Origin of the sequence: Paractinoplanes globisporus DSM 43857 (assembly GCF_000379645.1) — a bacterium.
GTDB classification, from domain to species: domain Bacteria; phylum Actinomycetota; class Actinomycetes; order Mycobacteriales; family Micromonosporaceae; genus Actinoplanes; species Actinoplanes globisporus.
Map to the genome: position 1 here is coordinate 57,544 of NZ_KB903302.1, position 24,414 is coordinate 81,957.

Consider the following 24,414-nt stretch of genomic DNA (forward strand, 5'->3'; position numbering starts at 1 on the left):
GCAGGCAGGGACGGGGATCTTCCGGCGGGCGTCGCTCGCCTCGTACGAAATCTGGCTGGTTTTGATCTTTCAGCGTTGGCGCTGCTGGCGGAACGCGCCTTTCGCGGGCCGCATGTTCTTGGGGATCGCGCCCTTGGGCATCTGCGGGCGGGCCATCAGGGCGCCGAGGCGCTTGTCGAGGGCGTTGACGTCCTTACCGGTCAGATTTCGCGGAAGGCGCGTCAGGGTGGAGCGCATCTTCCGGATCGGGAGCTGGCCCTCGTCGTTGCCGATGATCCAGTCGTAGATCGGCGCGTTGCCGATGACCTTGGAGAGACGCTTTTTCTCCTGGCCGAGCAGGCCGCGGACGCGCTGCGGCTGACCCTCGCCGAGCAGGATCACGCCGGGGCGGCCGATCACCACGTGCACCATGTCGAAGCTGGTGGTGGAGCTGGCGGCGGCGCGGACGCGCCAGTCGCCTCGCATGTTCTCGATGAGGGAGGCGGCGGCGCCGGGCTGGCCCTCGGCCGCGTTCATCATCGCGGCGTTGGAGCGCAGGTTGAGCACGATCACGGCGGCCAGCAAGGTCACCATGAAGCCGACCGGGATCCAGATGTAGCCACCCGTGAGGAGAACGACGAGCACGGTGAGCGCGACCGGGATCAGAACCGCGGCGACCAGCAGCGGGACGAACCACTTGTCCTGCTTTGCCGTGAACGAGAACACCTGACCGATCTGCTTCAGGCGTGCGCCGAACGACACCTTCTCCTGGGGGTTTGCCATAACCCACAAGTGTAGTGGTGCTGCGGTGCCTTACGCGGCCCGGGCACCTGCCGGAGGTCCGGGTAAGGAGGGTACGGGGGCGGAAATGAGGAGGCTGCCTCATGTGGCGGGGGTGCCTTCCGGCGAAGAGTCGATGTCAGCAGAGAAGGACATCGTCGAAAGGCACACACCATGTTTCCCTACAGCGACCCCACCACCACGCTCGAGCTGCACCGCCAGAAGGTCGACCAGATGATCCGCGAGGCCGTCGACCACGAGCGCGCCCGCTCCGCCGCGGGCAACCGTCGCCGGCGGTTCGGCCGCTGGCGGGGCAAGGAGGAGCGTGGCCGCGGTCACGTCGCCGCCACCGCATGAGCGCCGAAAAAGGGACGCGATTCTTGTCGTACCCCCATGGCATGCTCGACCTCATGACAGCGCATGCGCACAGCGAGGTTCTGGTCGGCCGGGAGGCCGACCTGGCCGCGCTGCGCGATGCGCTGAAACGGGCCCGTTCCGCCGAGCCGTCCACCGTCCTGGTGGGCGGCGAGGCGGGGGTGGGCAAGACCCGGCTGGTGGAGGAGTTCCGCCGCGGTCTCGCCGGCGAGCCGGTGCGGGTGCTCACCGGCCAGTGTCTCGAGCTCGGCGAGGAGGGCCTGCCCTTCGCGCCGTTCGCGGCCGCCCTGCGCGAGCTGGTGCGCTCCGAGGGCACCGGCATTCTCGACGGGCGCGAGCGCGAGTTCGCCCGCCTGCTGCCCGAGCTCGGCCCGCCGCCCGAGCCCGGTGACGCCCGGCGTGGCCTCCTGTTCGAATCGGTCGGCGCTCTGCTCGAGCGAGTCGGGGGCGAGCAGCCCGTCGTCCTGATCATCGAGGACCTGCACTGGGCCGACCGGTCGACCCGCGACCTCATCGGCTTCCTGGTGCGCTCGGCCCGGGTGCCGCAGCTGCTGCTCATCGGCACCTACCGCACCGACGAGCTGCAGCGCGGGCATCCGCTGCGCCCGTTCCTGGCCGAGCTCGACCGGGTTCGCGGCGTCCAGCGGCACGAGCTCGACCGGCTCGACCGCGAGGGCACCGCCGAGATGCTCACCCAGATCCTGGGCGTCGAGCCGCGGGCCAGCACGGTCGACGCGGTCAACGAGCGCGCCCAGGGCAACCCGTTCTTCATCGAGCAGTTCGCGGCCGCGGCCGACCCCGCCTGCAGCGACATCCCCACCAGCCTCCGTGACCTGCTGCTGTCCCGGGTCGACCTGCTGCCCGAGCCGGCCCAGCGGGTGCTACGGGTGGCCGCGGTCGGCGGCACCCAGTTCGGCCACGCCCTGCTGTTCCGGGTCGCCGGGATGGAGGAGGGCGCCCTCGAGTCGGCGCTGCGGTCGATCGTGGCGGCCCAGCTGATCGTCTTCGACCCCGACGGCGGCTACGAGTTCCGTCACGCGCTGGTGCGCGAGGTGGTGCACGACGACCTGCTGCCGGGCGAGCACGCGCGGCTGCACGCGCGCTACGCGGAGGCGGTCGAGTCCGAGCCGTCGCTGGTCTCGGCGGGCCGGGCTCCGGCCGAGATCGCCCACCACTGGTACGCGGCACGCGATCACGCACGGGCCCTGGTCTCGGCGAAACGCGCGGCCGACGAGGCCGGCCGCAGCTATGCCTACGGGGAGCAGGCCCGTCTCCTCGACCGCGTCATCGAGCTGTGGGAGGACGTGCCCGACGCCGCGAACCTCCTCGGGATCGGCCACCTCGACCTGCTCGAGGAGGCGGCGATGGTCGCCATCGACGCCGGCGACCACATGCGCGCGCTCACGCTGACCCGGGTCGCCCTCGGCGATCTGGACGCCGAGGCGGAGCCGCTGCGCGCCGCCCGGATGCTGCTGCGCCGGGCCAAGCTGCTGCGCAACGCGGGCAAGAGCGACGGGGCCGCCCAGTGCGAGGAGGCGTACCGCCTGCTCGGCATGGCGTCGCAGGGGCCCGACCGGGTGCGGTTGCTGGCCGAGGTCGCGCACGTCTACTCGGGCATCGACGGCGAGCGGGCCACCGAGATCGCGCGGGAGGCCAAGGACGCCGCCGCCGCCGAGGGCGACCTGGCCACGGTCGTCGCCGCCGAGGTGGTGTTCGGGGAGGTATGCGCCGGCCGGATGCCGCCCGGCGAGGCGCTCCCCACGGTCTATGCGGCGGCCGAGCGGGCCCGGGCGGCCGGCGACCTGTCCAGCCTGTCGCATTCGCTGGTCAACATCTCCGACGCGCTGTACGAGCTCGCGCGCTACGAGGAGTCGGCGGAGGCCGCGGCCGAGGGGGTGCCGGACGCCGACCGGGTCGGTGTGAGCCGCACCACGGGGGTGTTCCTGCTGGCCAACCTCGCCGAGGCGCTGATCGCGCTCGGCCGGTGGGACGAGGCGGACGCCCGGCTGGCCGAGGCGGCGCGGCACGATCCGCCCGGGCGGCTGGCACTGCCGTGGCTGCGGCTGCGGGCCTGGCTGCGGCTGGTGCGCGGGGTCGACGGCGCCGAGACCCTGGTCAACCGGGCCGCCATGTGGCTCGGCAAGCCGTACCTCCAAGCGGAGAACCGGCTCTACCTGCTCGAACTGCGGATTCTGCTGGCGCTCGAGTCCGGCGATCCGATCGGGGCGGCCGAGGTGGCGCGGGCGGCGGTGGCGGAGCCCGCGGTCTTCGAGCGGCCTCGCTACAGCTGGCCGATGCTGGCGACGGCGGCCCGGGCCGCGATGACCGCGCCCGGCGCGGAAGACCTGGCCGCCGCCGTGGGCGAGGTCGCCGAGCGGCTGCCGCGGCGATATCCGGCCGAACTGGCCTACGCGGCCGAGGTCGCGGCGCGGCTGTCGGGCGGGGTGGAGCGCTGGCAGGCCGCGGTGCGGGCGTGGCGGGCCGACGGCCGCCGGTACGAGCTGGCGGCGGCGCTGCTGGGGCTGGCCGAGGCGCAGGCCGCGTCGCGCGGGCAGGCGGCCGAGACGCTCACCGAGGCCAACGCCATCGCCGACGACCTCGGGGCGGGACCGCTGGCCGTGGCGGCCGAGACGCTGGCCCGGCGGCTCGGGCTGCGTGCCCCGGGAGCGGCCGTGGTGGTCGCCCAGGGGACCGAGATCCTGACCGCCCGCGAGCGCGAGGTGCTGCGGCTGGTGGCCGAGGGGTACAGCAACAGCCGGATCGCCGCGAGCCTGTACATCTCGTCCAAGACGGCCAGTGTGCACGTCTCGCGGATCATCGCGAAGCTCGAGGTGGCCAATCGGGGAGAGGCGGCGGCGGTCGCCCACCGACTGGGCCTGCTGTCTGACTGAGGGGGCGCGCGGGTGGCCACCGCGTGAGCCGCGGCGAATCCCGCCATTGCCCGCCACTGGCGGCGTCAGGCCAGGCCTCGGTTCAGGCGGACCAGGTAGGTGATGGCGGCCACCCCGCCGCCGATCAGCAGGAGGCCGAGGGCGATCGCGAGGAGGCTGCCGAGGCCCATGCCGGTCTTGGCCAGGGCGGTCGCGGCGTTGCTGTCGGGGAACGTGGGATAGACGACGGGCGCCTGGGCGTAGGTGGGGCTGGGCGAGGCGCTCGGTGATGCGGAGGCGGTCGGCGTCGTCGAGGCCAGGGGGAGTGGCGCCGCGGGGGCGACGGTAGCGACGACGGGCGTGGTAGGAGCGGTGCAGGCGGTGGCCGGGGTGCCCCAGGTGGCCACGTGGGTGGTGAAGGTGCTGTCCCGGACGGTCAGGGTGTTGCCCTTGGCGACCTTGATGCTGGTGGAGCGGCCGGGGGAGAGGCGTATCCGCCGGCCGCCGGTGAGGAAGACGGCCGAGGTGTTGGCGCCGGCGGCGTTGGCCAGGGTGGCGGTGAAGGTGCCGTCGCAGGCGTTGACATAGGTGACCGTGGACGCGGCGGCGCAGGCCGTCGTACCGCCGGCATACCAGGCCAGGGCGCCGGCCGAGCGGCTACCGGCACTGCCCAGCATCGCCGCGCCGTACGGGGTCGCGGTGCTGGTGAACTCGGTCTGGACCGCGGTGCCGAAGAAGGCGTCGACCTGGGTACGGCAGGACGGCACCGCCACCCGGAGGGTCAGGCTGCGGTCGGCGGCGGTGATCTTCCCGGACGCGACGTCGTAGATGAACTGGCCGGCGGCGGTGCCGGGCGCCCCGGCGGCGGTGTAGGAGACCAGCGAGACCGTCCGCGACTGGCCCACGCAGAGCGGCTGGGAAGCGGTGATCGTCAGGGTGCCGGCCGCGCCGTTGAAGGAGTGGCGGTAGACGCAGCTCTTCGTGGCCGCCGCCGCGGGCGCCGCGAGCAACCCGAGGACGGACGCCACACCGGCGAGGATCAGCAGCAAACGGCGCACGGGCGAGCCCCCCACATCGAATGGGTGGGGGCGGTCTCACCACTGACTCACCGGGCCGTCGAACGGTGACCGAGTGAAGCTCGGCCCGGGTCTGCGTCTCCCCTGACAAACAGGTTTCCGGGCAAGCTTAGCTCGTCGCATAAAAGCGACAAAGACGATAAGTCCGGATCGGCCGTGGGGATGGTCACCCGCGGGCGTCGAGAGCCTGACGGTAGAGGCGGCCGGCGCGGTAGGAGGACCGGACCAGCGGCCCGCTCATCACCCCGGCGAAACCGATCTGCTCGGCTTCCTCGCGCAGCTCGACGAACTCCTCCGGCTTGACCCAGCGCTCCACGGGGTGGTGGCGCGGGGTGGGGCGGAGGTACTGCGTGATGGTCACCAGCTCGCACCCGGCCGCGTGCAGGTCACGCAGCGCCTGGGAGACCTCGGCCCGCTCCTCGCCCATGCCGAGGATCAGGTTGCTCTTGGTGACCAGGCCGGCCGCGCGGGCCTGGGTGATCACGTCGAGCGAGCGCTCGTAGCGGAACCCGGGACGGATGCGCTTGAAGATGCGCGGGACCGTCTCGACGTTGTGCGCCAGGACCTCGGGCGCGCTGCCGAAGACCTCGGCGAGCTGGGCCGGGTCGGCGTTGAAGTCGGGGATCAGCAGCTCGACGCCGCAGCCGGGCTGGAGCTTGTGGATCTGGCGGACGGTCTCCGCGTACAGCCAGGCGCCGCCGTCGGGGAGGTCGTCGCGGGCCACGCCGGTGACGGTCGCGTACCGCAGGCCCATGGTGGCGACGGACTCGCCGACCCGGCGCGGCTCGTCGGCGTCGAACTCGGCCGGCTTACCGGTGTCGATCTGGCAGAAGTCGCACCGGCGGGTGCACTGGTCGCCGCCGATCAGGAAGGTCGCCTCGCGATCCTCCCAGCACTCGTAGATGTTGGGACAGCCCGCTTCCTGACAGACCGTGTGCAGGCCTTCCTTTTGCACCAGGCCGCGCATCTGTGTGTACTCCGGGCCCATCTTGGCCTTGACCTTGATCCACGGAGGCTTCCGCTCGATGGGAGTTTCGGCGTTGCGCGCCTCGATGCGCAGCATGCGGCGGCCCTCGGGAGCAATAGTCACAGCCCCGAGATTACGCCTGAATAGGTTCCTGCCTAGACAGGGGCGACGAGGCTCACGTGGCCGCTGATGTGACCGCCATCACCTCACATCGTGGTAAATCGCTTTCCCTGCTGGTCGCCTGCCGTTAACGTGCCACGGACGGCTGTGAGGGAACCGAGTACCGCCCCGATCGCCGGCCGAGAGAGCCGCCGTAGCTGTGATGGCGGCCCGTGCGCCGGGGCGTGAAGACACTCCTGAGCCGAGCACGACCAAGAGGCGCCGGAAGCCATGCGACCGGCGCGAAGGTGTGGTGGCACCGCGAGGATCCCGCTCGCCCACACCTCCCTGGGGCCGCGTTGCAGACACCAGAGGAGGTCCACCCATGCAACGCATCCTCTCCACCCAGCTGGGCGCTCATGTGCACGAGACCGTGACCATCGCCGGCTGGATCCACCGCACGCGAATGCTGAAATCGGTGGCCTTCCTGATCGTCCGCGACGCCGAGGGCCTCAGCCAGGTCGTCGTCGAGGAGCCGGAGACCCGGGCGCGGCTCGAGGCGCTCGGCGAGGAGAGCGTGATCGAGGTCGTCGCCACGGTCACCCCCAACGAGCAGGCGCCGGGCGGAATCGAGCTGACCTCCCCGGTCATCCGGGTGCTGTCGCGCGTGGACGTACGGCTGCCACTGGAACTGCATCGGCCCACGCTGAGCGCGAGCCTGCCCACCCAGCTCGACCACGCCGCGCTGGCGCTGCGCCATCCGGCGCGACGGCGAGCGCTGAGGGTCGCCGCGGCGGCGACCGCCGGATTCCGCGCGGCGCTGACCGAGCAGCGATTCGTCGAGATCCACACGCCGAAGATCGTCGGATCGTCCACCGAGTCGGGCGCCGACGTGTTCGAGGTCGACTACTTCGGACGGCCCGGCTACCTGGCGCAGTCGCCGCAGTTCTACAAGCAGCTGATGGTCGGCGTCTTCGAGCGGGTCTTCGAGGTCGGCCCGGTGTTCCGGGCCGAGCCCAGCGACACCGCCCGCCACCTGGCCCAGTACACGTCGCTCGACGCCGAGATGGGCTTCGTCACCGACCATCGCGACGTGATGGCCGCCCTCACCGGCACACTGAGCGTGATGATGGCGACCATCGCCGACCGTACCGGCGCGGCGACCCCGAAGGTGCCGGCGGAGATCCCGGCCGTGCCGTTCGCCGAGGCGCTGCGGATCGTCGGCGCTCCGGCCGGCGAGGGCGACATGACCCCGGCCTACGAGCGGGCGCTCGGCGAGTGGGCCCGGCGCGAGCACGACTCCGAGTTCGTCTACGTGACCGGGTACCCGATGCGCAAGCGGCCGTTCTACACGCATCCCGACCCGGCCGACCCGGCGTACTCGAACGGCTTTGACCTGCTCTTCCGCGGTCTCGAGATCGTGACCGGCGGACAGCGGCTGCACCGCTACGAGGACTACGTGGCCGCCCTGACCGCCGCGGGTGAGTCGCTCGAGCCGTACGCGGGCTATCTCGAAGGTTTTCGCTTGGGTATGCCGCCACACGGCGGCTGGGCGATCGGCCTCGAACGCCTGGTCGCCCGGCTGCTCGGGGTGGCCAACGTGCGCGAGGTGACGGCGTTTCCGCGCGACCTGCACCGGATCGCGCCGTAGGACGTGGGCCGCTTCACCGGGCTTTGACGACGGCCGGGATCCAATGTGGTCGTGCTGATCGACCTCGATGTTGTTCCGCGCTCTCGGCCCCGGGTCCGCCGCGACCCGGGGCCACCGCTCAAGGCCGTCATGGTCGCGGCGCTCCTGTTGATCATGGGCGGCGCAACAAGCCCGGCGCCGGCCGACGGCGTGATCAAGGTGGCCGAAACCGATGGCCTGGATGTCTCCGAACGCCTGCTGACGCCGTCCGCGCTCTACACCGTTCGGCTGCGCGCGGAGGGCGCCGACGTCGAGGCGATCCCGCTGGCGGCCGGCGGCCCCCGCTGGTCGGCGACGGTGGCTGCCGTCGAGCCCACGCTCGAGTTGAGTGCGGACGGTTCCACGATCGCGGTGGTGCCTCCGGAGGAGGGCGAGGCCGCCTTCGTCGACGCCCGCACCGGCCGGGTGCGGTGGCGGCCGCCGGAGAACGCGATCGTCCGCGTCCTCGGCGACCGGGTGGCGGTCTGGACCTGGATCGACGGTCAGGAGACGGGCCGGCTCCGGATGGCCGACGTCGCCACCGGGCGCACGCTCTGGCAGCGGCTGACCGGAGCGACCGCTCTCGTCGGCGACAAGCGCCTCGTGGTCGCGATCGACGAATTCGGCACCAGCTCCGTCTTCGCCTCCGCCGACGGGCGGGTCCTCAACCCGGGGCGGTCCCTCGACCTGGCCGACTTCGGTGACGGCTACGGCGGCCGGCTGGTGCTCGGGAACACCCTCTACTGGTGGACGTCGACGTTCCTGGCCGCCCATCGCCTGCCGGATCTGAAGCCGCTCTGGCGGACCCCGGTCGCCCTGCCGATCTGGATCGCCGGGTGCGGGGCCCTGATCTGTGCGACCGGCAACGGGGGCGTCACCGCGGCCGACCCGGCGACCGGCAAGGTGCGCTGGACCAGCCGGGCGTGGCGGTCGATCACCAGCGACATCGGCGTGACCGGCGACGGCCGCGCGCAGCGGCTCGACCTGGCGACCGGACGGGTCGTCGAGGATCTCGGCCGGGGCGGGCCGGCCGGCGACCTGCTGCTGCGCTTCGACGGGGACCGCAGCTGGGCGGCCCGGCTCGGCGACGGCCACGTGATCGGGGAGCTGCCGCTGGTCTCCCCGGCGTCGTGCGCGACGGCCGGGCAGTATCTTGCCTGCCCGACCGGGGGAAACATGCTGACGGTGTGGCGGATCAGGCGATGACCGCGATCGTCACGGCCGCGACGATCACCAGCGGGATGATCGTCGTGCAGACCAGGATGACCCAGGCGACGGGGTGGCCGAAGTTCAGCGCCAGCCCGCCGCCCGGCTTGGGCACGAAGACCCGGCGGTCGCGCGGATCGCGGTAGAGGGCCATCAGAACAGCGTGGGCAGGTGTCGCTCGACGACCGGGAGGACCTCGGTCACCGTGACCGGCCGGCCGAGCTCGGCGCTCAGCGAGGTCACGCCCGCGTCGCGGATGCCACAGGGCACGAATCGGTCGTACGCCGAAAGGTCGCAGTCGCAGTTGAGCGCGAACCCGTGCTGGGTGACGCCGCGCGCGACCCGGATGCCGATCGCCGCGATCTTGCGGTCGGGGCCGCGGTCGTCGGCCAGCACCCAGGCGCCGCTGCGCCCCTCGACCCGGTCGGTGGCGACGCCGAACTCGGCGCACACGTCGATCAGCAGCTGCTCGACGCGGCGCACGTAGGCCACCACGTCGACGGGGTCGGCCAGGCGGAGGATCGGGTACCCGACCAGCTGGCCCGGGCCGTGCCAGGTGATCTTGCCGCCGCGGTCGACGTCGACGACGGGGGTGCCGTCGACCGGGCGGTCGGCGGGCTCGGTGCGCTTGCCCGCGGTGAAGACGCTGGGGTGCTCCAGCAGCAGGATGGTGTCGGGCTGGTCGCCCGCCACCACGGCGTCGTGCAGGCGGCGCTGCTCGGCCCAGGCCTGACGGTAGTCGACCAGGCCGGGACGCAGCACGGTGAGCGTGGAGGTTGTCACGCCCCCAAGATAACCCTGGCTCAGCGATCGATGGGATCCACACCGGGCCTGATGCGCCACACCAGTACGTCGTCGACGCGCTCGGGCGGCCCGAGCAGCTGGGTCGCGCTGATCTCGACTGCCGAGCGGAACAGGATGCTCTCCGACCCGGTGATCTCGTCGGGCAGGAAGACGGCCTCGATGCCCCAGTACTGGAAGTCGGCCCGGGCCTGCGCGCGGTCCCAGTTGTCGATCTCCGGGACATAGCCGTACAGCGCCGCCCGCAGGAACAGCCAGTCGGTGCGGTGCGCGGGCGCGCCGATGCGGCCCTTCTCGTCCGCTCCGCCGGCCTCGGGACCGAGGAAGTACCCATCCGGGATCCGGAACTGCTTACCCCCACGAGCCATCGTGTACGCCTGCCAGCGCTGCCCGTCGGCGGCGACGTTGGCGGCGAACGGCAGCGCGCTGATCGTCCCGCCGTCGGGAACGAACTTCTCCCAGGTGCCGTCGGCGATGAACTTCGGCTCGGGCGCGCGCTCGGCCCACAGCAGCGGCAGCGGGAAGATCGGGATCAGGGCGAAGGCGAACGCGGCCGCGAACGGGGCGTGCCCCGGGTGCGGCACCTCCTCGCGGTCGAGCAGCAGGTCGGCGGCGAACGCGAGGACCACGCCGAAGACGCCGACGAGCACGAGCGCCAGCCGCAGCGGCAGCGCCGAGTCGAACAGCGGCAGGCGCTGGAGCAGCGCGTACGGCAGCGGGATGTCGGTCTCGTTCCCGTTGAACCGCAGCCGCGGCCCGAACGACAGCAGCATGAACAGGCCGCCGGTGATCGCCAGGGCCCGCAGCGTCGCCCGGCGCCCGGGGTCGGCCCGGCGCCAGAGCAGCACGAACGCCACGATGATCAGCAGCATCAGCGGCAGGCCGAAGAACGAGGTCTGCTCGGTCGGGTTGGCCGCGAGGTTGTTGCCGACCCCGGCCAGCGCCGCCAGCGTGCGGTCGGAGTAGGAGAAGTAGGCCGCCACGTCCTCGGCGTAGTGCCGCTGGTTGAAGCCGGTGCCGGCGAACGTCTGCGGCCCGGCGAAATGCATGTACAGCGGGTACGCCAGCAGCGCGCCGGCCACCACCGCGGTCACCCCGAGCCCGGCCAGCACCGTCGGCAGCGCCCGCCGTGCCTCGGGCCGGGTGACGGCCGCGAGCGACCAGACGACGACGAAGACACCGCCGGCCAGCGCGGTGAAGAACAGCCCCTCGGCCGCGATGGTGAAGCAGGCGCCGAGGATCGCGCCGAGGATCGCGCCGTTGCGCAGCCAGCGTCCCTCCTCCCGCAGCTTGAACAGCCACCAGAGCACGAGCGGCGCGATCCAGCCGGCGGTCCAGTTGAGGTGGCCGTTGGCGTGCGAGACGAAGCCGGGCGCGAACCCGCAGAACAGCCCGCCGATCGCGGCCGAGATCCGGTTGCGGGTCACCCAGCGATCGAGGAACAGGTACCACGCGAAGGCGGAGCCGGCCAGGTTCAGCGTCAGCACGGCCACGAAGCTGACCTGCGGGCCGGCCAGGATCGTGACCGGGGCGAACAGAACCGCGTACACGGTGATCGAGGTGTTCGCCGCGAGGTTGACCCCGGCCGGGGTGTTCATGACCGTCGTGAAGAACGGATCGCCGCCGTCGCGCAGGATGTGCACGCCGTACGACAGCACCCACTCGAAGAACGCCTGGTCGCCGACATTGCCGGCGATCACGTGCGTGTACGGCTGCGCCCACAGGCCGTGGGTGAGGTAGGCGGCGAGGCCGAGCGCCACGGCGGCCACGATCAAATGGGACCGTCGGCGGCGGGCCGTCGTCGCTTCGACGGGCGGGGCCGGACGGTCCTCGGCGGATTCGGTGGCGGGAGCGGCGACGGACATCAGCGGCAGGTTAGCAAGCGAACCTGGCTCGCTTAGTGAGAAGTATCGACTGCGACTCGAACCGCCGCGTCAATATCCGGATAGGCCCAGTGAAAACCGGCCTTTTCCAGTACGGCGGGGACGACGCGCTGGCTGATCTGAAGCTCCTCGGCCAGCCCGCCGAGCGCCAGGTCGAGCGCGAAGCCCGGCACGCTCAGCACGGCCGGCCGGTGCACGGCCCGGGCGAGCGCCCTGGTGAACTCGGCGTTCGTGCACTGCACTGGGCTGACCATGTTGACCGGGCCGGCGATGTCCTCCCGGTCGAGCAGGAACTCGGCCGCGCCGAGCCAGTCGGCCAGCGCCATCCAGGCCATCCACTGCCGGCCGGCGCCGAGCTTGGCGCCCGCGCCAAGCTTGAACGGGATCATGAGCGGCTTGAGCATGCCCCCGCTCCCGTCGAGCAGGGGAGCGGTACGCAGCAGCACGACCCGGGTGCCGGCATCCTCGGCCGGGCGGGCCGCGGCCTCCCAGACCCGGCACAGGTCGGCCAGGAACGTGTTGCCGGCCGGCGCCTCCTCGGTGGCGGGCCGGTCGCCGGTGTCGCCGTAGCGGCCCACGCCGGAGGCCTGCAGCATCAGGCCCGGGCGATCGGCGGCGGGCAGCTGCTTGATGGCGCGGGCGAGGGTGCCGCTGGTGTCGACCCGGCTCGAGCGCAGCTCGCCCCGGTAGCGCTTGGTCCAGCGGTGTGTCCCCACGTTCGCGCCGGACAGGTTGACCACCACGTCGGCCGCGGCGACCGCGGCCGGGTCGATCTGGCCCTGGGACGGCCGCCAGGACGACTCGCCCGGCCCGGCGACCGGTTTCCGGACGAGCCGGGTGATCTCATGACCGGCCTCGGTGAGCCGGTCGCCCAGCCGCGTCCCAAGGAAGCCGGAGGCCCCGGCCATCAGAATCCGCATGGCACCATGATGCCCGCATTCGAACAGGTTCAAAACTGAGCTGGCTGGCTCCGCTTCGCTCCGCGGGCGATCGCCCCTCCGGGGCTGATGAGGAGGCAGGCGATTTTCCGGCACCGCAAACCCCGCGGCGTCGAAAAACCGACTGCCTCCTCATCAGCGGGGCGATCGCGGAGCGCCCCGGATCACTCCGGGACGCCCCCTCTGCGAGCGGGTGTTACAGGCCGAGCTCGGCCTCGAAGTGGCCGCCCTCGAGGCGCTCCTTCAGGGTCACCAGGAACCGGGCCGCGTCGGCGCCGTCCACGATCCGGTGGTCGTAGCTGAGCGCCAGGTAGATCATCGAGCGGGGCACGATGAGCTCGCCCAGGTTGGGGTCTTCCACGACCACGGCCCGCTTGACCACCGCGCCGGTGCCGAGGATGCCGACCTGCGGCTGGTTGATGATCGGCGTGTCGAACAGCGCGCCCCGGCTGCCCGTGTTGGTCAGCGTGAAGGTGCCGCCGGACAGCTCGTCCGGGCCGATCTTGTTGTTCCGGGTGCGGTCGGCCACGTCGGCGATCCGCTTGGACAGGCCGGCCAGGTTGAGGTCGCCGGCGTCGCGGATCACGGGGACGATCAGGCCGCGCGGCGTGTCGACCGCGATGCCCAGGTGCTCGCCGTCGTGGTACGTGACGGTGCCGGCCTCGGTGTCGATCGACGAGTTGACCACCGGGTGCTGCTGCAGCGCCTCGACCGCGGCCAGGGCGAAGAACGGCATGAAGGTCAGCTTGACGCCGTGCTTGGCCTGGAAGTCGGCCTTCGCCCTGGTCCGCAGCTGGGCGATCCGGGTGACGTCGACCTCGACCACCGTCGTGAGCTGCGCCGAGACCTGCAGCGACTCGACCATGCGCCGGGCGATCGTCTGGCGCATGCGGGTCAGCTTCTCGGTGCGGCCGCGCAGCGGGCTCGGGGCCGGCTTGGCGACGGGAGCCCCGGAGGGGGCGGAGGCGGCCGGGGCGGCGGCGGCCGGAGCCGCGGCGGGGGCCGGGGCGGCCTTGGCCTTCTCGGCGGCCTCGGCCGCGTCGATGACGTCCTGCTTGCGGATGCGCCCGCCGACACCGGTGCCGGTGAGGGAGGACAGGTCGACCCCCCGCTCGGCGGCCAGCTTGCGGACCAGCGGGGTCAGGTAACCGGCGTCGCCGGCGCCGTTGGCCTTGGTGGCCTCGCGGGTCGGCGTGGTGCCCGCGGCCGGGGGTTCGGCGTTGCGCTCGGCGGCCGACGGGTCGGACGCCACCTCGGCGTCGGCCGACGGCTCGGCGTAGGAGTCGCCGGGCGCGAAGGACGGCGCGGGCGCCGACTCGATGCGCGGCTGCGGCGCGGGCGCCGCCTCCTGCTGCGGGGCGGCGGCCTGCTGCGGCGCGGGGGCCTGCGGGGCCGGCGCGGCCGGAGCCGGAGTGGCAGCCGGGGCCGGGGCAGCAGCCGGGGCGCCGCCCGGCGTGCCGATCACGGCGAGCACGGCGCCGACATCGGCGGTCTCGTCCTCCGCGACCTTGATCTCCAGCAGCGTGCCGGCGACCGGCGACGGGATCTCGGTGTCGACCTTGTCGGTGGAGACCTCGAGCAGCGGCTCGTCGGCCTCGATCGTCTCGCCGACCTGCTTGAGCCACCGGGTGACGGTGCCCTCGGTGACGCTCTCGCCGAGCGCCGGCATCTTCACGTCGGTGCCCTGGCCGCCCTGGGCCGGCGCGGCGGCCTGCGGCGCGGGCGCCTCGGCCTCGACCGGCTTCTCGGTCGACGGCGTGGAGGGCGCGGCCGGTTCGGGCTCGACCTGGGCCTGGGCCTGGGCCTGCGGCTCGTCGGCCTGCGCGGCGGCGGCCGGAGCGGGCGCGGCCGCGCCGGCGTCCTCGCCGTCGCCCGAGATGACCGCGAGCTCGCTGCCGACGTCGGCCGTCTCGTCCTCGCCGACCACGATGCGGGTGAGCACGCCCGCGGCCGGCGACGGGATCTCCGTGTCGACCTTGTCGGTGGAGACCTCGAGCAGCGGCTCGTCGGCCTCAACCCGCTCGCCCTCCTGCTTCAGCCAGCGAGTGACGGTGCCCTCGGTGACGCTCTCGCCCAGCCGCGGCATGGTGACCGATACCGGCATTCTCAGAACTCCTTCTAACCGCTACGTCTTCGATGATCAGATCAGCTGTGCGCGTGCAGGGGCTTGCCGGCGAGCGCGAGGAACGCCTCGCCCAGCGCCTCGTTCTGCGTGGGGTGGGCGTGCACCAGCTGGGCGACCTCCTCGGGGAAGGCCTCCCAGTTGTAGATGAGCTGGGCCTCGCCGACCTGCTCGCTCATCCGCGCGCCGATCATGTGCACGCCGAGGACGGGGCCGTCGTTGAGCCGTACCAGCTTCACGAAGCCCTGGGTCTTGAGGATCTGGCTCTTGCCGTTGCCGCCGAGGTTGTAGTTGTACGTCGAGATCTTGTCGTCGCCGTACTTCTCCTTCGCCCGGCCCTCGGTCAGGCCCATCGAGGCGATCTCGGGGTCACAGTAGGTGACCCGCGGGATGCCGGCCTCGTCGATGGGCGCCGGGCGCAGGCCCGCGATCTCCTCGGCCACGAAGATGCCCTGGGCGAAGCCGCGGTGCGCGAGCTGCAGTCCGGGAACGATGTCGCCGACGGCGTAGATGTTGCCGACGCCGGTGTGCAGCCGCTCGTTGGTGATCACGAAGCCGCGGTCGAGCGTGATGCCCTGCTGCTCGTAGCCGAGACCGGCGGTCGTCGGGCCGCGGCCGACCGCGACCAGCAGCACCTCGGCCTCGACCGTCTCGCCGCCCTGGATGGTCGCGCGCACGCCGTTGTCGGTGTACTCCACCTTCTCGAACGGCTTGCCGACCTTGAAGTTGATCTTCCGCTTGCGGAAGTGGCGCTCGAGCTGCTTCGAGATCTCCTCGTCCTCGGCGGCGACCAGCCGGGGCAGGGCCTCGAGGATGGTGACGTCGGCGCCGAAGGACTTCCAGACGCTGGCGAACTCGACGCCGATCACGCCGCCGCCGAGCACGATCGCGGAGGCCGGCACACGGTCGAGCCGGAGCGCGTGCTCGCTGGTGATGACCCGCTTGCCGTCGACCTCGAGGCCGGGCAGGGAGCGCGAGTAGGAGCCGCTGGCCAGGATGACGTTGCGGCCGGTGTACCGCTGGCCGGCCACCTCGACCGTGTCCTTGCCGACGAGCTTGCCCTCGCCGGCGACCACGGTGATGTTCTTGTTGTGCGTGAGCAGGCCGGTCAGGCCCTTGTACAGGCGGGCGACGACACCGTCCTTGTACGCGTTCACCCCGGCCATGTCGATCGAGAGCAGCTCGGCCTTGATGCCGAACTGCTCGGCCTCGCGGGTCTGCTCGGCGACCTCGGCCGCGTGCAGCAGCGCCTTCGTCGGGATGCAGCCGCGGTGCAGGCACGTGCCGCCCAGCTCAGCCTTGTCGATCAGCGCTACGGAGAGGTCGAGCTCGGCGGCGCGCAGGGCGGCCGCATACCCACCGCTGCCGGCACCGAGGATGACGATGTCGAAGGTTCCGCCGTTCGGCTGGCTCACGTTGACTCCAGTGGTCGCATCGTTGCCATGTGGGTCACACAATGGAAACGGTCACAGTATGTCCACGCCATCTTGTCACTTATGGAACCCGTCGATGCAGCCAGGTCGGCACCGGCGTGCCCGCCCGTCGTACCCTTGCGAGAATTGAGCGTGAGGAGCGGGCAGTGGCCTGGTTTCGACGGCGTTCCACGCCGCAGCGGGTGGCGGGTCGGCCGGTCGATCGTGCCGATCTTGAGTACCTTGCGGAGTTCGTCCGCTCCCGCCGCGGGGTCGAGGCATTCATCGAGCCGCGTACGACCGTGACCGAGACCACGGTGTTGCTCGTGGCACACGACGGCGAGTGGACCCGGCGGCGCATCGAGTCGCCCGAGATCGCCCGGCGCTGGGCGCAGGGTCTGTCCGTCCCGATCTACGACGTACGCCTCCTCGGCTACCCACAACGGATGCGCGACTACAACGCCCGGCAGAAGAGGCAGAGCTGAGCTGGCTGAGCTGGCTGGCTCCGCTTCGCTCCGCGGGCGATCGCCGGGCGTCGTAGTCAGAGATCAGGCGAGGTCGTCGATCGCCTGGAGCAGGGTGCGGACCGGGACGCCGGTGCCGCCCTTGGTCCAGTAACCCGTGGCCTCGCCGCTGTGATAGCCCGGCCCGGCGATGTCGATGTGCGCCCACTCGACCCCGTCGGCCACGAACTCGCGCAGGAACACGCCGCCCTGCAGCATGTGCCCGGCGCGGTCGAGGTTCGAGTTCGTCTGGCAGATGTCCGCGATGTCCGATTCCATGCCCTTGCGCACCTCCTCGGGCAGGGGCATCGGCCAGGCCTGCTCGCCGACCTTGTCGCCGGCCGCGCGGATCAGCTCGACCGCGGCGTCCGAGCCCATCAGCCCGGCGATCCGCTTGCCGAGCGCGATCACCTGGCCGCCGGTCAGCGTCGACGCCTCGAGCACGTACTCGGCGCCGTCCGCGCAGGCCCGGGCGATCGCGTCGCCGAGCACCATGCGCCCCTCGGCGTCGGTGTTGAACACCTCGACCCGCTTGCCGTTGAACATCGTGATCACATCGCCCGGCCGGTACGCCGAGCCGGACGGCATGTTCTCGGCCATCGCCAGGTAGCCGCTGACCGCGACGGACGGCTTGAGCGCGGCGATCGCCAGCATCGCGGCGCCGACCGCGGCCGCGCCGGCCATGTCCGACTTCATCTCCCACATGCCGGCCGTCGGCTTGATGCTGATGCCGCCGGTGTCGAACGTGATGCCCTTGCCGACCAGCGCCACCTTCCGCGGCGAGTCGACGCCCTCGGGCACGTAGCTGAGCCGGACCAGCCGCGGCGGCGCCTCCGAGCCCTGACCGACCGCCACGATGCCGCCGTACCCGGCCGCCTTCAGCTGCTCGAAGTCGAGCACCTCGACCTCGAGGCCGCTGCCCTGCGCGGCGGCCACCACGGCCTCGGCGAACTGCGGCGGGCGCAGCTGGTTCGGCGGCATGTTGACCCAGTCGCGGGCCAGCCGCACCGCGCGGCCCACCGACTCGGCCCGGGCCACCTCGGCGCCGGCCGCCGCGTCGCCCGCGTCCGGCACGTGCACCCGCAGCGCGGCCACCGGCTCCCGGCGGTTCGGCTGCGCCTTGGTCTTGTAGCCGGCGAACTTGTACCCGCCAAGCAGCGCGCCCTCCAGGATCGCCCGCAGCACGCCGGGCGCGTCCCCGTCGTCGGGCACCGGCAGGGCCAGCGCGACCGTGCCGCTGCCGGCCAGCGCGCGGACGGCGGCGCCGGTGCCGCGCCGCAGCTTCTCCGGCTCGGGGGCGGAGCCGGACGGCTCGTCGCCCAGGCCCACCGCCACGACCAGCGGCGCCGCGATCGTGCCGAGCGTGGCCAGCTTGGTCACCTCGCCCGGCGCGCCGCTGGCGCCGAGCAGCGCCAGCGTCGAGGTCAGCTTGCCGTCGAAGGCGGCGGCGATGCTCTCGGCGCCGGCCGCGGGCAGCAGGGCGCCACCGTCGTCGGGCTGGCTGTGCAGGCCGATGACGATCGCATCGACGGCCAATTCGGCCGGGTCGGTGTCGACCAGGCTGAGGCTGGGCTGGCTCACTCGGGCACTCCGCGGGCGTTTCGGGGCCGGCGGCTTCATGGGCGCGCCGGCTGGTCGGGTGCCCCGCCGCGATGGCGACGGGGGAAGGGTGTCCCCGCGACAATAACGACTAGCAAGGTCACGGGTAAGTTCACTCTCATGTCTGCCGACGCCGTCCACGACCTTTTCCGCTCTCCGCTGCACGAGCGCCACGTCGCGCTGGGCGCCAAGTTCGCCGCCTTCGGCGGCTGGGAGATGCCGCTGGAGTACGCCGGCGGCGGGGTGCTGCGCGAGCACGCCGCCGTGCGCGAGGCGACCGGCATCTTCGACGTCTCCCACCTGGGCAAGGCCCGGGTGCGCGGGGCGGGCGCCGCCGCGTTCGTGAACTCCTGCCTCACCAACGACCTGGGCCGCATCCGGCCCGGTCAGGCGCAGTACACACTCTGTTGCGACGAGACGGGCGGCGTGGTCGACGACCTGATCGCCTACCTGTTCGCCGACGACCACGTCTTCCTGATCCCGAACGCGGCGAACACGGCCGAGGTCGTACGGCGGCTGGTGTCGGCCGCGCCCGAGGGCGTGACCGTCGAGAACGAGCACCGGAACTTCGCGGTCCTCGCGGTGCAGGGCCCGACCTCGGCCGACGTGCTGGGCAAGCTCGGCCTGCCCATCGATCACGACTACATGTCGTTCGCGACGGCGCGTCTCGGCGACGCCGAACTGATCGTCTGCCGCACGGGTTACACCGGCGAGCACGGCTACGAGCTGGTCGTTCCCTGGGACGACGCGGCCGCGGTGTGGGACGCGATCGTCGGCGCCGGGGTGCAGCCGTGCGGGCTCGGCGCGCGCGACACGCTGCGCACCGAGATGGGCTACCCGCTGCACGGCCAGGACCTCTCCCTCGACATCACCCCCGTGCAGGCCCGCTCCGGCTGGGCGGTCGGCTGGTCCAAGCCGGCGTTCTGGGGGCGCGAGGCGCTCCTCGAGGAGAAAAACCGGGGTCCGCGTCGCCTTCTGCGCGGACTTGAGCTGACGGGCCGCGGGATCCCCCGCGGACACATGCATGTGTACGCGGGTGAGCAGGCGATCGGCGAGACGACCAGCGGCACCTTCTCGCCCACGAAGAAGGTCGGGATCGCGCTGGCCCTCATGGACACCGCGGCCGGCGTGAACGACGGCGACCTGGTCGAGATCGACATCCGCGGCCGCCGGATCGAGGCGAAGGTGGTCAAGCCGCCGTTCGTGCGGCCCTCGGTGCGCTGACCAGCCGAGGAAACCGGTCAGCGTAGGGACAGGACGACCAGCGCCACGGTGGTGGCGATCTCCGTCGACGCGCCCAGCACGTCACCCGTCATGCCGCCGAAACGACGTACGGCATGACGCAGCAGAGCGAGCACGACGGCCAGTGACGCGACGACGGCGGCCGGACCCTGCCACGGGCGGTCCGGGGTCGCGGCAACGGCCGCGACCAGGACGACGATCGCGATCGCCGCGGCGACCGGGCGGGGGACGGTCTCGGCGACCAGTGCGCCCAGGCCCTCCGGACGGGCCGCCGGCACACCCCGGCGGCAGGCGGCCGTGATCGCGAGCCGGCCGGTCGCCCAGGCCACCACGACGGCTCCGCCCGCCAGGCCGGCGATCGACGCGGTCTGGATCAGCAACGCGAGCACGATCGCCGCCACGCCGAACGGCCCGATGTCCGACTTTTTCATGATTTTGAGGGCCTCGTCGCCTCGGCGGTACGAACCGAGCGCGTCCGTCGTGTCGGCCAGGCCGTCGAGGTGCATGCCGCGCGTCACTAGGGCGGCGGCGGCGACCGTCACCGCGGCGGCGACCAGCGAGGGAGCGCCCAGCGACCGCAGCGCCCATAGCAGCCCGGCCAGGACGCCGCCGAGCAGCGCCCCGACGACGGGCGCGAGACTCATCGCCCATGCCGCGGCCTTCCGGTCCACCCGGCCGCCGCCGGCCGGCAGAACGGTCAGCGTGGTCACGGCCAGCCGGAGACCGGCCGCGGCGTCGCTCACTCCTGGGTGGTGGCCGGGCGCGTGCCGTCCGGCTCCGGCTCGGTGGTGGCCGGGCCCGGGCCGTTCGGTTCCGGCTCGGCGAAGTCGACGTCCTCGTCGTTCGGCACGATCAGATCGGCCTCGACGCTCGGCGCGGCGAGATCGGCCTCGTCGTTCGGCACAATCAGATCGGCCTCGACGGTCGGCGCGGCGAGATCGGCCTCGTCGTTCGGCGCGATCAGATCGGCCTCGACGCTCGGCGCGAGGTCGGCCTCGGTCGGGACGATCAGGTCGGCCAGGCCCTCGTCGCCCGGCTCGGTCAGCAGCGCCGGGTGCACCGGCGCCGCCGCGGCCAGCCCGATCGCGGCCCGCAGCAGCGGCAGCGCGGCCAGCGCGTTCGCACCCTCGCCCAGGCCCAGGCCCAGGTCGAGCACCGGGTTGAGGCCGAGCACGTCGGCGCCCTTGGTGACCAGCGCGAGCTTGCCGGCATCCGGCAGCAGGCACCAGTGCCGGGCCTGGCTGCCCAGGTCGCGGGCGACCAGACAGGCCGCGATGCCGACCGGCCCGTCGAGCACCACCGGCAGGCGCCGGGAGGCCGCGCCGAGCAGCGCGCCCACGGCCACCGCGAGGTCGGCCCCGCCGAGCTCGCGCAGCATGTCCTTGGCGCCGCGCGGCTCCTGCCGGATCCGGTGCAGCGCGTCGCGCACCGCCGCGCAGCGCACCATCCACGCCTCGTCGTCGAAGCGGCCGCCCGGACGCAGCACCCGCGGCAGCACCTCGACCGCCTCGGCGCCCGTGATCGCGGCGGACAGCGCGGCGGCCACCGCGTCGGTGCCCACCCCGATCGAGGCGAGCACGAGCAGGTCGCGACCGGCGTCGGCGGCGGCCTCGGCCAGCCGCCAGCCCTGCCGCAGCGCCACGTCCACGGCCGACTCGTCGATCACCGGGCCGTCCTCCATGGCGCCGGCCCGGGCCACGCGCAGCACCGCGACATCGGCGCCCGCCTGGCCGGCGAGCCGGCTGAGCACGCCCTCGCCCTGCTCGACCTGCGCGACCCGGCGCTCGGCGTCGTCCGGGTCCTCGCCGGCGGCCGCGCCGCCCTCGTGGCGGCCCGACATCAGCAGGACGCGCACGGACTCCCACGGGCGCGGGATCGTGGTGCCCTGGGTGGCCGCCGCGAACTCGACCGCCTCGACCAGGTCGCCGAGGCCGGCGCCGGCGAAGTCGACGTTGACGAGGCGGTCGCGGGCGTCGGGGCCGGCGTCGCCGTCGGGGAGCGGGAGATCGAGGCCGGGCTCGAAAGCGAAACGGTCGCCGACGACCGGGAGGGTCTGGGTCGGCTCGGTGAAGGCCGTCTCCTGGGCGACGATCTCGGCGACCGTGCCGAGCGGGCCGGCGGCGAGCGGGACGACCAGCTCGGGCTCGGGCAGATCCTCGTCAGCGACGACCGGGACGACACTCGCCTTTTCGGACAAGTCAGGTTTGTCGGTTACGGTGGCCTTCAGCCACACGTGCTGACCGGCCACCACCAGAGCCACCCGGTCGCACACCTCGGCGAGCGCCTGGTTGGTCGCGCCGAGCGCGTCGGTGAACGCCCGGCCCACCGGCGTGGTCGGCACCAGTGCCAGCCCCACCTCCGGGCTGACCAGCACGACCCGGGCCGTGCACCCGCGCACCGCCGCCGCCAGCGCCGCCACGTCGGCCTCGTCGTCGTTGGGCTGGCGGGCCGGGTCGAGCACCGCCGCCACCCAGCCGCCGAGGTCGTCGACGAGCAGCGTGTCGTCCGGCTTCGCCTCCGTGAGCAGGGCGATGAGCCGGGCCGGGTCGGCGGCGGTCTCGTCGGTCGACCAGGACTGCGGCCGGCGCCGCTGATGCTCCTCGATCCGGGCCAGCCACTCCGGGTCGTTCTCGCCGCCCACGGCCGTGGCCACGTACCGCACCGAGGGTGCGTCCGCGACCAGCGCCTCGGCGAACGCTGATTTGCCGGAGCGGATACCGCCGAGCACCAGGACGGTGTTCCACCGATCATCGGACATGCCCCGTACCTTAAGGCCGGGCCGCACAGGCGGACGCCGTAGGGTGGAGGCGCACGAGCCCAGACGTGAGGGGGAACGGCGAATGCCGTGGAGTTGGCGGTACGAGAACGGCGACGGACAGCCGGTCTCCGGCCCGGCCGAGACGTTCAGCAGCCAGGCGGACGCCGAGTCGTGGATCGGCCAGGAGTGGCGCGAGCTGGCCGACGCCGGGGTCGCCCAGGTCGTTCTCGTCGAGGACGACCGGGTCGATTACGCGATGAGCCTGCTGCCGGCGGACTGACGTGACCTACGAGCCCGTGTACACGCGGACCCCGCGCAACGCGTTCATCCCGAGCCCGGTCTTCGTCGGCATCGTCGCCATCTTCGCGGTCAGCGGCGTGATGACGTGGACGCACTTCGGCAACGTCAAGGTCGACGTCTTCCTGTTCATCGTGGCCGGCTGGCTGGTCTCGCTCTGCCTGCACGAGTACGCGCACGCCCTGGCCGGCTTCTTCTCCGGCGACAAGACCGTGGCGGAACGCGGCTACCTGCGTCTCAACCCGCTGAAATACACGAGCCCGCTGCTGTCCATCGTGCTGCCGGTCGTCGTGGTGATCCTGGGCGGCATCGGCCTGCCCGGCGGCGCGGTCTGGATCGACCACCGGTACATCCAGTCGAAGGCGAAGGACTCGCTGATCAGCGCGGCCGGCCCGCTCACCAATGTGATCCTCGCGCTGGTGCTCGCCGCCCCGTTCCTGGCCGGTTACGGCTCCACCGACCTGGTCGTGCTCCCGTCGGGTCAGCTGACCCTCGGCGGCACCCACCCGGAGTTCTGGTGCGCTCTCGCCGCGCTGGCCTTCCTGCAGGTCACGGCGAGCGTGCTCAACTTCCTGCCGATCCCCGGCCTCGACGGCGGCAGCATCATCGCGCCGTGGATGAGCCCGGCCTACCAGCGCGCGTGGGCCCTGTTCGCGCCGTACGGCTTCATCCTGCTCTTCCTGCTCCTGTGGCAGACCAGGCTGAGCGTGTACTTCTACGACGTGGTCTTCTGGCTCTCCGAGAAGATCGGCCTCGACCAGAACGCGATCAGTGTCGGCCTCGAGCTCATGCGCTTCTGGAAGGGGAATTAACCCCCTCCCAGAAGCGGAGAGAACTACGGCCGTTTCGCGGGGGAGACGGTCAGGGCCGGGTCGCGCTCGGCGACCGGGTCCAGCGCGGCGTCGATCGCCTTCATGACGTCGGCGTCGAGGCGTACACCCGAGGCCTTGACGTTGTCTTTGACCTGCTCGGGCCGGGACGCTCCGACGATCGCGGCGGAGACGTTCGGGTTCTGCAGCACCCAGGCCACCGCGAGCTGGGCCATCGACAGCCCGGCCTGTTCCGCGATCGGCTTGAGGCCGGCGACCGCGGTCAGCACCTCGTCGCCGAGCAGGCGGGAGATGAAGCGCGCCCCGCTCTTCTCGTCGGTCGCCCGCGACCCCTCCGGCGGCTGCTGGCCGACCGCGTACTTCCCGGTGAGAACGCCCTGCGCGATGGGCGAGAAGACCACCTGGCCGATGCCCAGCTCGATCGAGGTGGGCACCACCTCGGCCTCGATGACCCGCCAGAGCGCCGAGTACTGCGGCTGGTTGGAGACGAACGGGATCTTCAGGTCCTGCGCCATCTCCCAGCCGGCGCGCAGCTGCGTGGCACTCCACTCGGAGACGCCGATGTAGAGCGCCTTGCCCGAGCGGACCACGTCGGCGAACGCCTGCATGGTCTCCTCGAGCGGCGTCGAGTAGTCGTAGCGGTGCGCCTGGTAAAGATCCACGTAGTCGGTCTGCAGCCGGCGCAGCGAGCCGTCGATCGACTCCATGATGTGCTTGCGGGACAGGCTGCGGTCGTTCGGACCCGGCCCGAGCGGCCAGTAGACCTTGGTGAAGATCTCCAGACCCTGGCGGCGCTCGCCCTTCAGCGCGCGGCCCAGCACCTCCTCGGCACGCCCGCCGGCGTACACGTCGGCGGTGTCGAAGGTGGTGATGCCCTCGTCGAGGGCGGCGCGGACGCATGCGACCGCCGCCTCCTCCTCGACCTGGGAACCGTGGGTGATCCAGTTGCCGTAGGCGATCTCGCTGATGAGCAGGCCGGAACGGCCGAGATGACGGAACTCCATACGT

At 72.3% G+C, this 24,414-nt stretch carries 21 protein-coding genes; 8 read left to right on the forward strand and 13 right to left on the reverse strand.

Annotated features, from left to right (window positions below; translation table 11 throughout):
• Positions 1 to 69 precede the first annotated feature (69 nt).
• Entirely contained in the window at positions 70 to 762 is a 693-nt protein-coding gene (locus A3CQ_RS0116575) for a DUF4191 domain-containing protein (protein ID WP_026205769.1), read from the reverse strand.
• Between the two features lie 171 nt (positions 763 to 933).
• Here A3CQ_RS0116575 and A3CQ_RS0116580 point away from each other — a divergent pair, with 171 nt between their 5' ends.
• Positions 934 to 1,116, forward strand: coding sequence for a hypothetical protein (locus tag A3CQ_RS0116580; RefSeq protein WP_020512063.1), 183 nt, complete (start codon positions 934 to 936; stop codon positions 1,114 to 1,116).
• Between the two features lie 53 nt (positions 1,117 to 1,169).
• The gene (locus tag A3CQ_RS0116585; protein WP_245577249.1) at positions 1,170 to 4,025 is read left to right on the forward strand and encodes a helix-turn-helix transcriptional regulator; all 2,856 of its coding nucleotides are present in this window, start codon (positions 1,170 to 1,172) and stop codon (positions 4,023 to 4,025) included.
• A gap of 65 nt (positions 4,026 to 4,090) precedes the next feature.
• On the opposite strand, the gene A3CQ_RS0116590 is transcribed toward A3CQ_RS0116585, so the two are convergent.
• Together A3CQ_RS0116590 and lipA are read right to left on the reverse strand one after the other, a co-directional pair.
• Positions 4,091 to 5,062 (reverse strand): hypothetical protein, encoded by a 972-nt coding sequence (locus tag A3CQ_RS0116590; RefSeq protein ID WP_020512065.1) that lies wholly within the window; start codon positions 5,060 to 5,062, stop codon positions 4,091 to 4,093.
• Positions 5,063 to 5,246: 184 nt separating this feature from the next.
• Positions 5,247 to 6,143: a lipoyl synthase gene (gene lipA, locus A3CQ_RS0116595; protein WP_020512066.1), complete on the reverse strand. Its 897-nt coding sequence runs from the start codon at positions 6,141 to 6,143 to the stop codon at positions 5,247 to 5,249.
• A 388-nt stretch (positions 6,144 to 6,531) separates the two neighbouring features.
• On the opposite strand from lipA, the gene aspS reads away from it, so the two are divergent.
• Together aspS and A3CQ_RS0116605 are read left to right on the forward strand one after the other, a co-directional pair.
• A complete protein-coding gene (gene aspS / locus A3CQ_RS0116600) occupies positions 6,532 to 7,797 on the forward strand; it encodes an aspartate--tRNA(Asn) ligase (RefSeq protein ID WP_020512067.1) in 1,266 nt (421 codons plus the stop codon).
• A 51-nt stretch (positions 7,798 to 7,848) separates the two neighbouring features.
• Complete coding sequence (locus tag A3CQ_RS0116605) at positions 7,849 to 9,021, forward strand: outer membrane protein assembly factor BamB family protein (RefSeq protein ID WP_157295978.1); 1,173 nt, start codon at positions 7,849 to 7,851, stop codon at positions 9,019 to 9,021.
• Here A3CQ_RS0116605 and A3CQ_RS0116610 read toward each other — a convergent pair.
• The 6 genes from A3CQ_RS0116610 to lpdA form a co-directional block, all read right to left on the reverse strand.
• Positions 9,011 to 9,175, reverse strand: a complete 165-nt coding sequence (locus A3CQ_RS0116610; RefSeq protein WP_020512069.1) for a hypothetical protein — start codon at positions 9,173 to 9,175, stop codon at positions 9,011 to 9,013. The two genes, A3CQ_RS0116605 and A3CQ_RS0116610, sit on opposite strands and share 11 nt — an antisense overlap.
• A complete protein-coding gene (gene lipB / locus A3CQ_RS0116615; protein WP_020512070.1) occupies positions 9,175 to 9,804 on the reverse strand; it encodes a lipoyl(octanoyl) transferase LipB in 630 nt (209 codons plus the stop codon). The genes A3CQ_RS0116610 and lipB overlap by 1 nt, the downstream gene beginning before the upstream one ends.
• 20 nt (positions 9,805 to 9,824) lie before the next feature.
• Entirely contained in the window at positions 9,825 to 11,687 is a 1,863-nt protein-coding gene (locus tag A3CQ_RS0116620) for a DUF6311 domain-containing protein (protein WP_026205771.1), read from the reverse strand.
• 32 nt (positions 11,688 to 11,719) lie between these two features.
• A complete protein-coding gene (locus A3CQ_RS0116625; RefSeq protein ID WP_020512072.1) occupies positions 11,720 to 12,625 on the reverse strand; it encodes a TIGR01777 family oxidoreductase in 906 nt (301 codons plus the stop codon).
• Positions 12,626 to 12,839: 214 nt separating this feature from the next.
• Positions 12,840 to 14,747: a 2-oxoglutarate dehydrogenase, E2 component, dihydrolipoamide succinyltransferase gene (sucB, locus tag A3CQ_RS0116630; protein WP_020512073.1), complete on the reverse strand. Its 1,908-nt coding sequence runs from the start codon at positions 14,745 to 14,747 to the stop codon at positions 12,840 to 12,842.
• Between the two features lie 41 nt (positions 14,748 to 14,788).
• Positions 14,789 to 16,180, reverse strand: a complete 1,392-nt coding sequence (gene lpdA, locus A3CQ_RS0116635; RefSeq protein ID WP_020512074.1) for a dihydrolipoyl dehydrogenase — start codon at positions 16,178 to 16,180, stop codon at positions 14,789 to 14,791.
• Positions 16,181 to 16,344: 164 nt separating this feature from the next.
• On the opposite strand from lpdA, the gene A3CQ_RS0116640 reads away from it, so the two are divergent.
• The gene (locus tag A3CQ_RS0116640; protein ID WP_020512075.1) at positions 16,345 to 16,662 is read left to right on the forward strand and encodes a hypothetical protein; all 318 of its coding nucleotides are present in this window, start codon (positions 16,345 to 16,347) and stop codon (positions 16,660 to 16,662) included.
• A 63-nt stretch (positions 16,663 to 16,725) separates the two neighbouring features.
• Here A3CQ_RS0116640 and A3CQ_RS0116645 read toward each other — a convergent pair whose 3' ends face one another.
• Positions 16,726 to 18,261 carry a leucyl aminopeptidase gene (locus A3CQ_RS0116645; protein WP_020512076.1) on the reverse strand — a complete coding sequence of 512 codons (1,536 nt, stop codon included), beginning with the start codon at positions 18,259 to 18,261 and terminating at the stop codon, positions 16,726 to 16,728.
• Between the two features lie 138 nt (positions 18,262 to 18,399).
• On the opposite strand from A3CQ_RS0116645, the gene gcvT reads away from it, so the two are divergent.
• Positions 18,400 to 19,503, forward strand: coding sequence for a glycine cleavage system aminomethyltransferase GcvT (gene gcvT, locus A3CQ_RS0116650; RefSeq protein ID WP_020512077.1), 1,104 nt, complete (start codon positions 18,400 to 18,402; stop codon positions 19,501 to 19,503).
• A 17-nt stretch (positions 19,504 to 19,520) separates the two neighbouring features.
• On the opposite strand, the gene cobS is transcribed toward gcvT, so the two are convergent.
• Together cobS and A3CQ_RS0116660 are read right to left on the reverse strand one after the other, a co-directional pair.
• A complete protein-coding gene (cobS, locus tag A3CQ_RS0116655; RefSeq protein ID WP_020512078.1) occupies positions 19,521 to 20,264 on the reverse strand; it encodes an adenosylcobinamide-GDP ribazoletransferase in 744 nt (247 codons plus the stop codon).
• Positions 20,261 to 22,279, reverse strand: a complete 2,019-nt coding sequence (locus A3CQ_RS0116660) for a bifunctional adenosylcobinamide kinase/adenosylcobinamide-phosphate guanylyltransferase (protein WP_020512079.1) — start codon at positions 22,277 to 22,279, stop codon at positions 20,261 to 20,263. The genes cobS and A3CQ_RS0116660 overlap by 4 nt, the downstream gene beginning before the upstream one ends.
• An 82-nt stretch (positions 22,280 to 22,361) precedes the next feature.
• Between A3CQ_RS0116660 and A3CQ_RS0116665 the strand changes: the two genes are divergently transcribed.
• Together A3CQ_RS0116665 and A3CQ_RS0116670 are read left to right on the forward strand one after the other, a co-directional pair.
• A complete protein-coding gene (locus tag A3CQ_RS0116665) occupies positions 22,362 to 22,559 on the forward strand; it encodes a hypothetical protein (RefSeq protein WP_020512080.1) in 198 nt (65 codons plus the stop codon).
• Between the two features lies 1 nt (position 22,560).
• Complete coding sequence (locus tag A3CQ_RS0116670; RefSeq protein WP_020512081.1) at positions 22,561 to 23,388, forward strand: site-2 protease family protein; 828 nt, start codon at positions 22,561 to 22,563, stop codon at positions 23,386 to 23,388.
• 23 nt (positions 23,389 to 23,411) lie between these two features.
• Here the strand turns inward: A3CQ_RS0116670 and A3CQ_RS0116675 are convergent, their stop codons facing one another.
• Positions 23,412 to 24,410: an aldo/keto reductase family protein gene (locus A3CQ_RS0116675; protein ID WP_020512082.1), complete on the reverse strand. Its 999-nt coding sequence runs from the start codon at positions 24,408 to 24,410 to the stop codon at positions 23,412 to 23,414.
• Positions 24,411 to 24,414 lie beyond the last annotated feature (4 nt).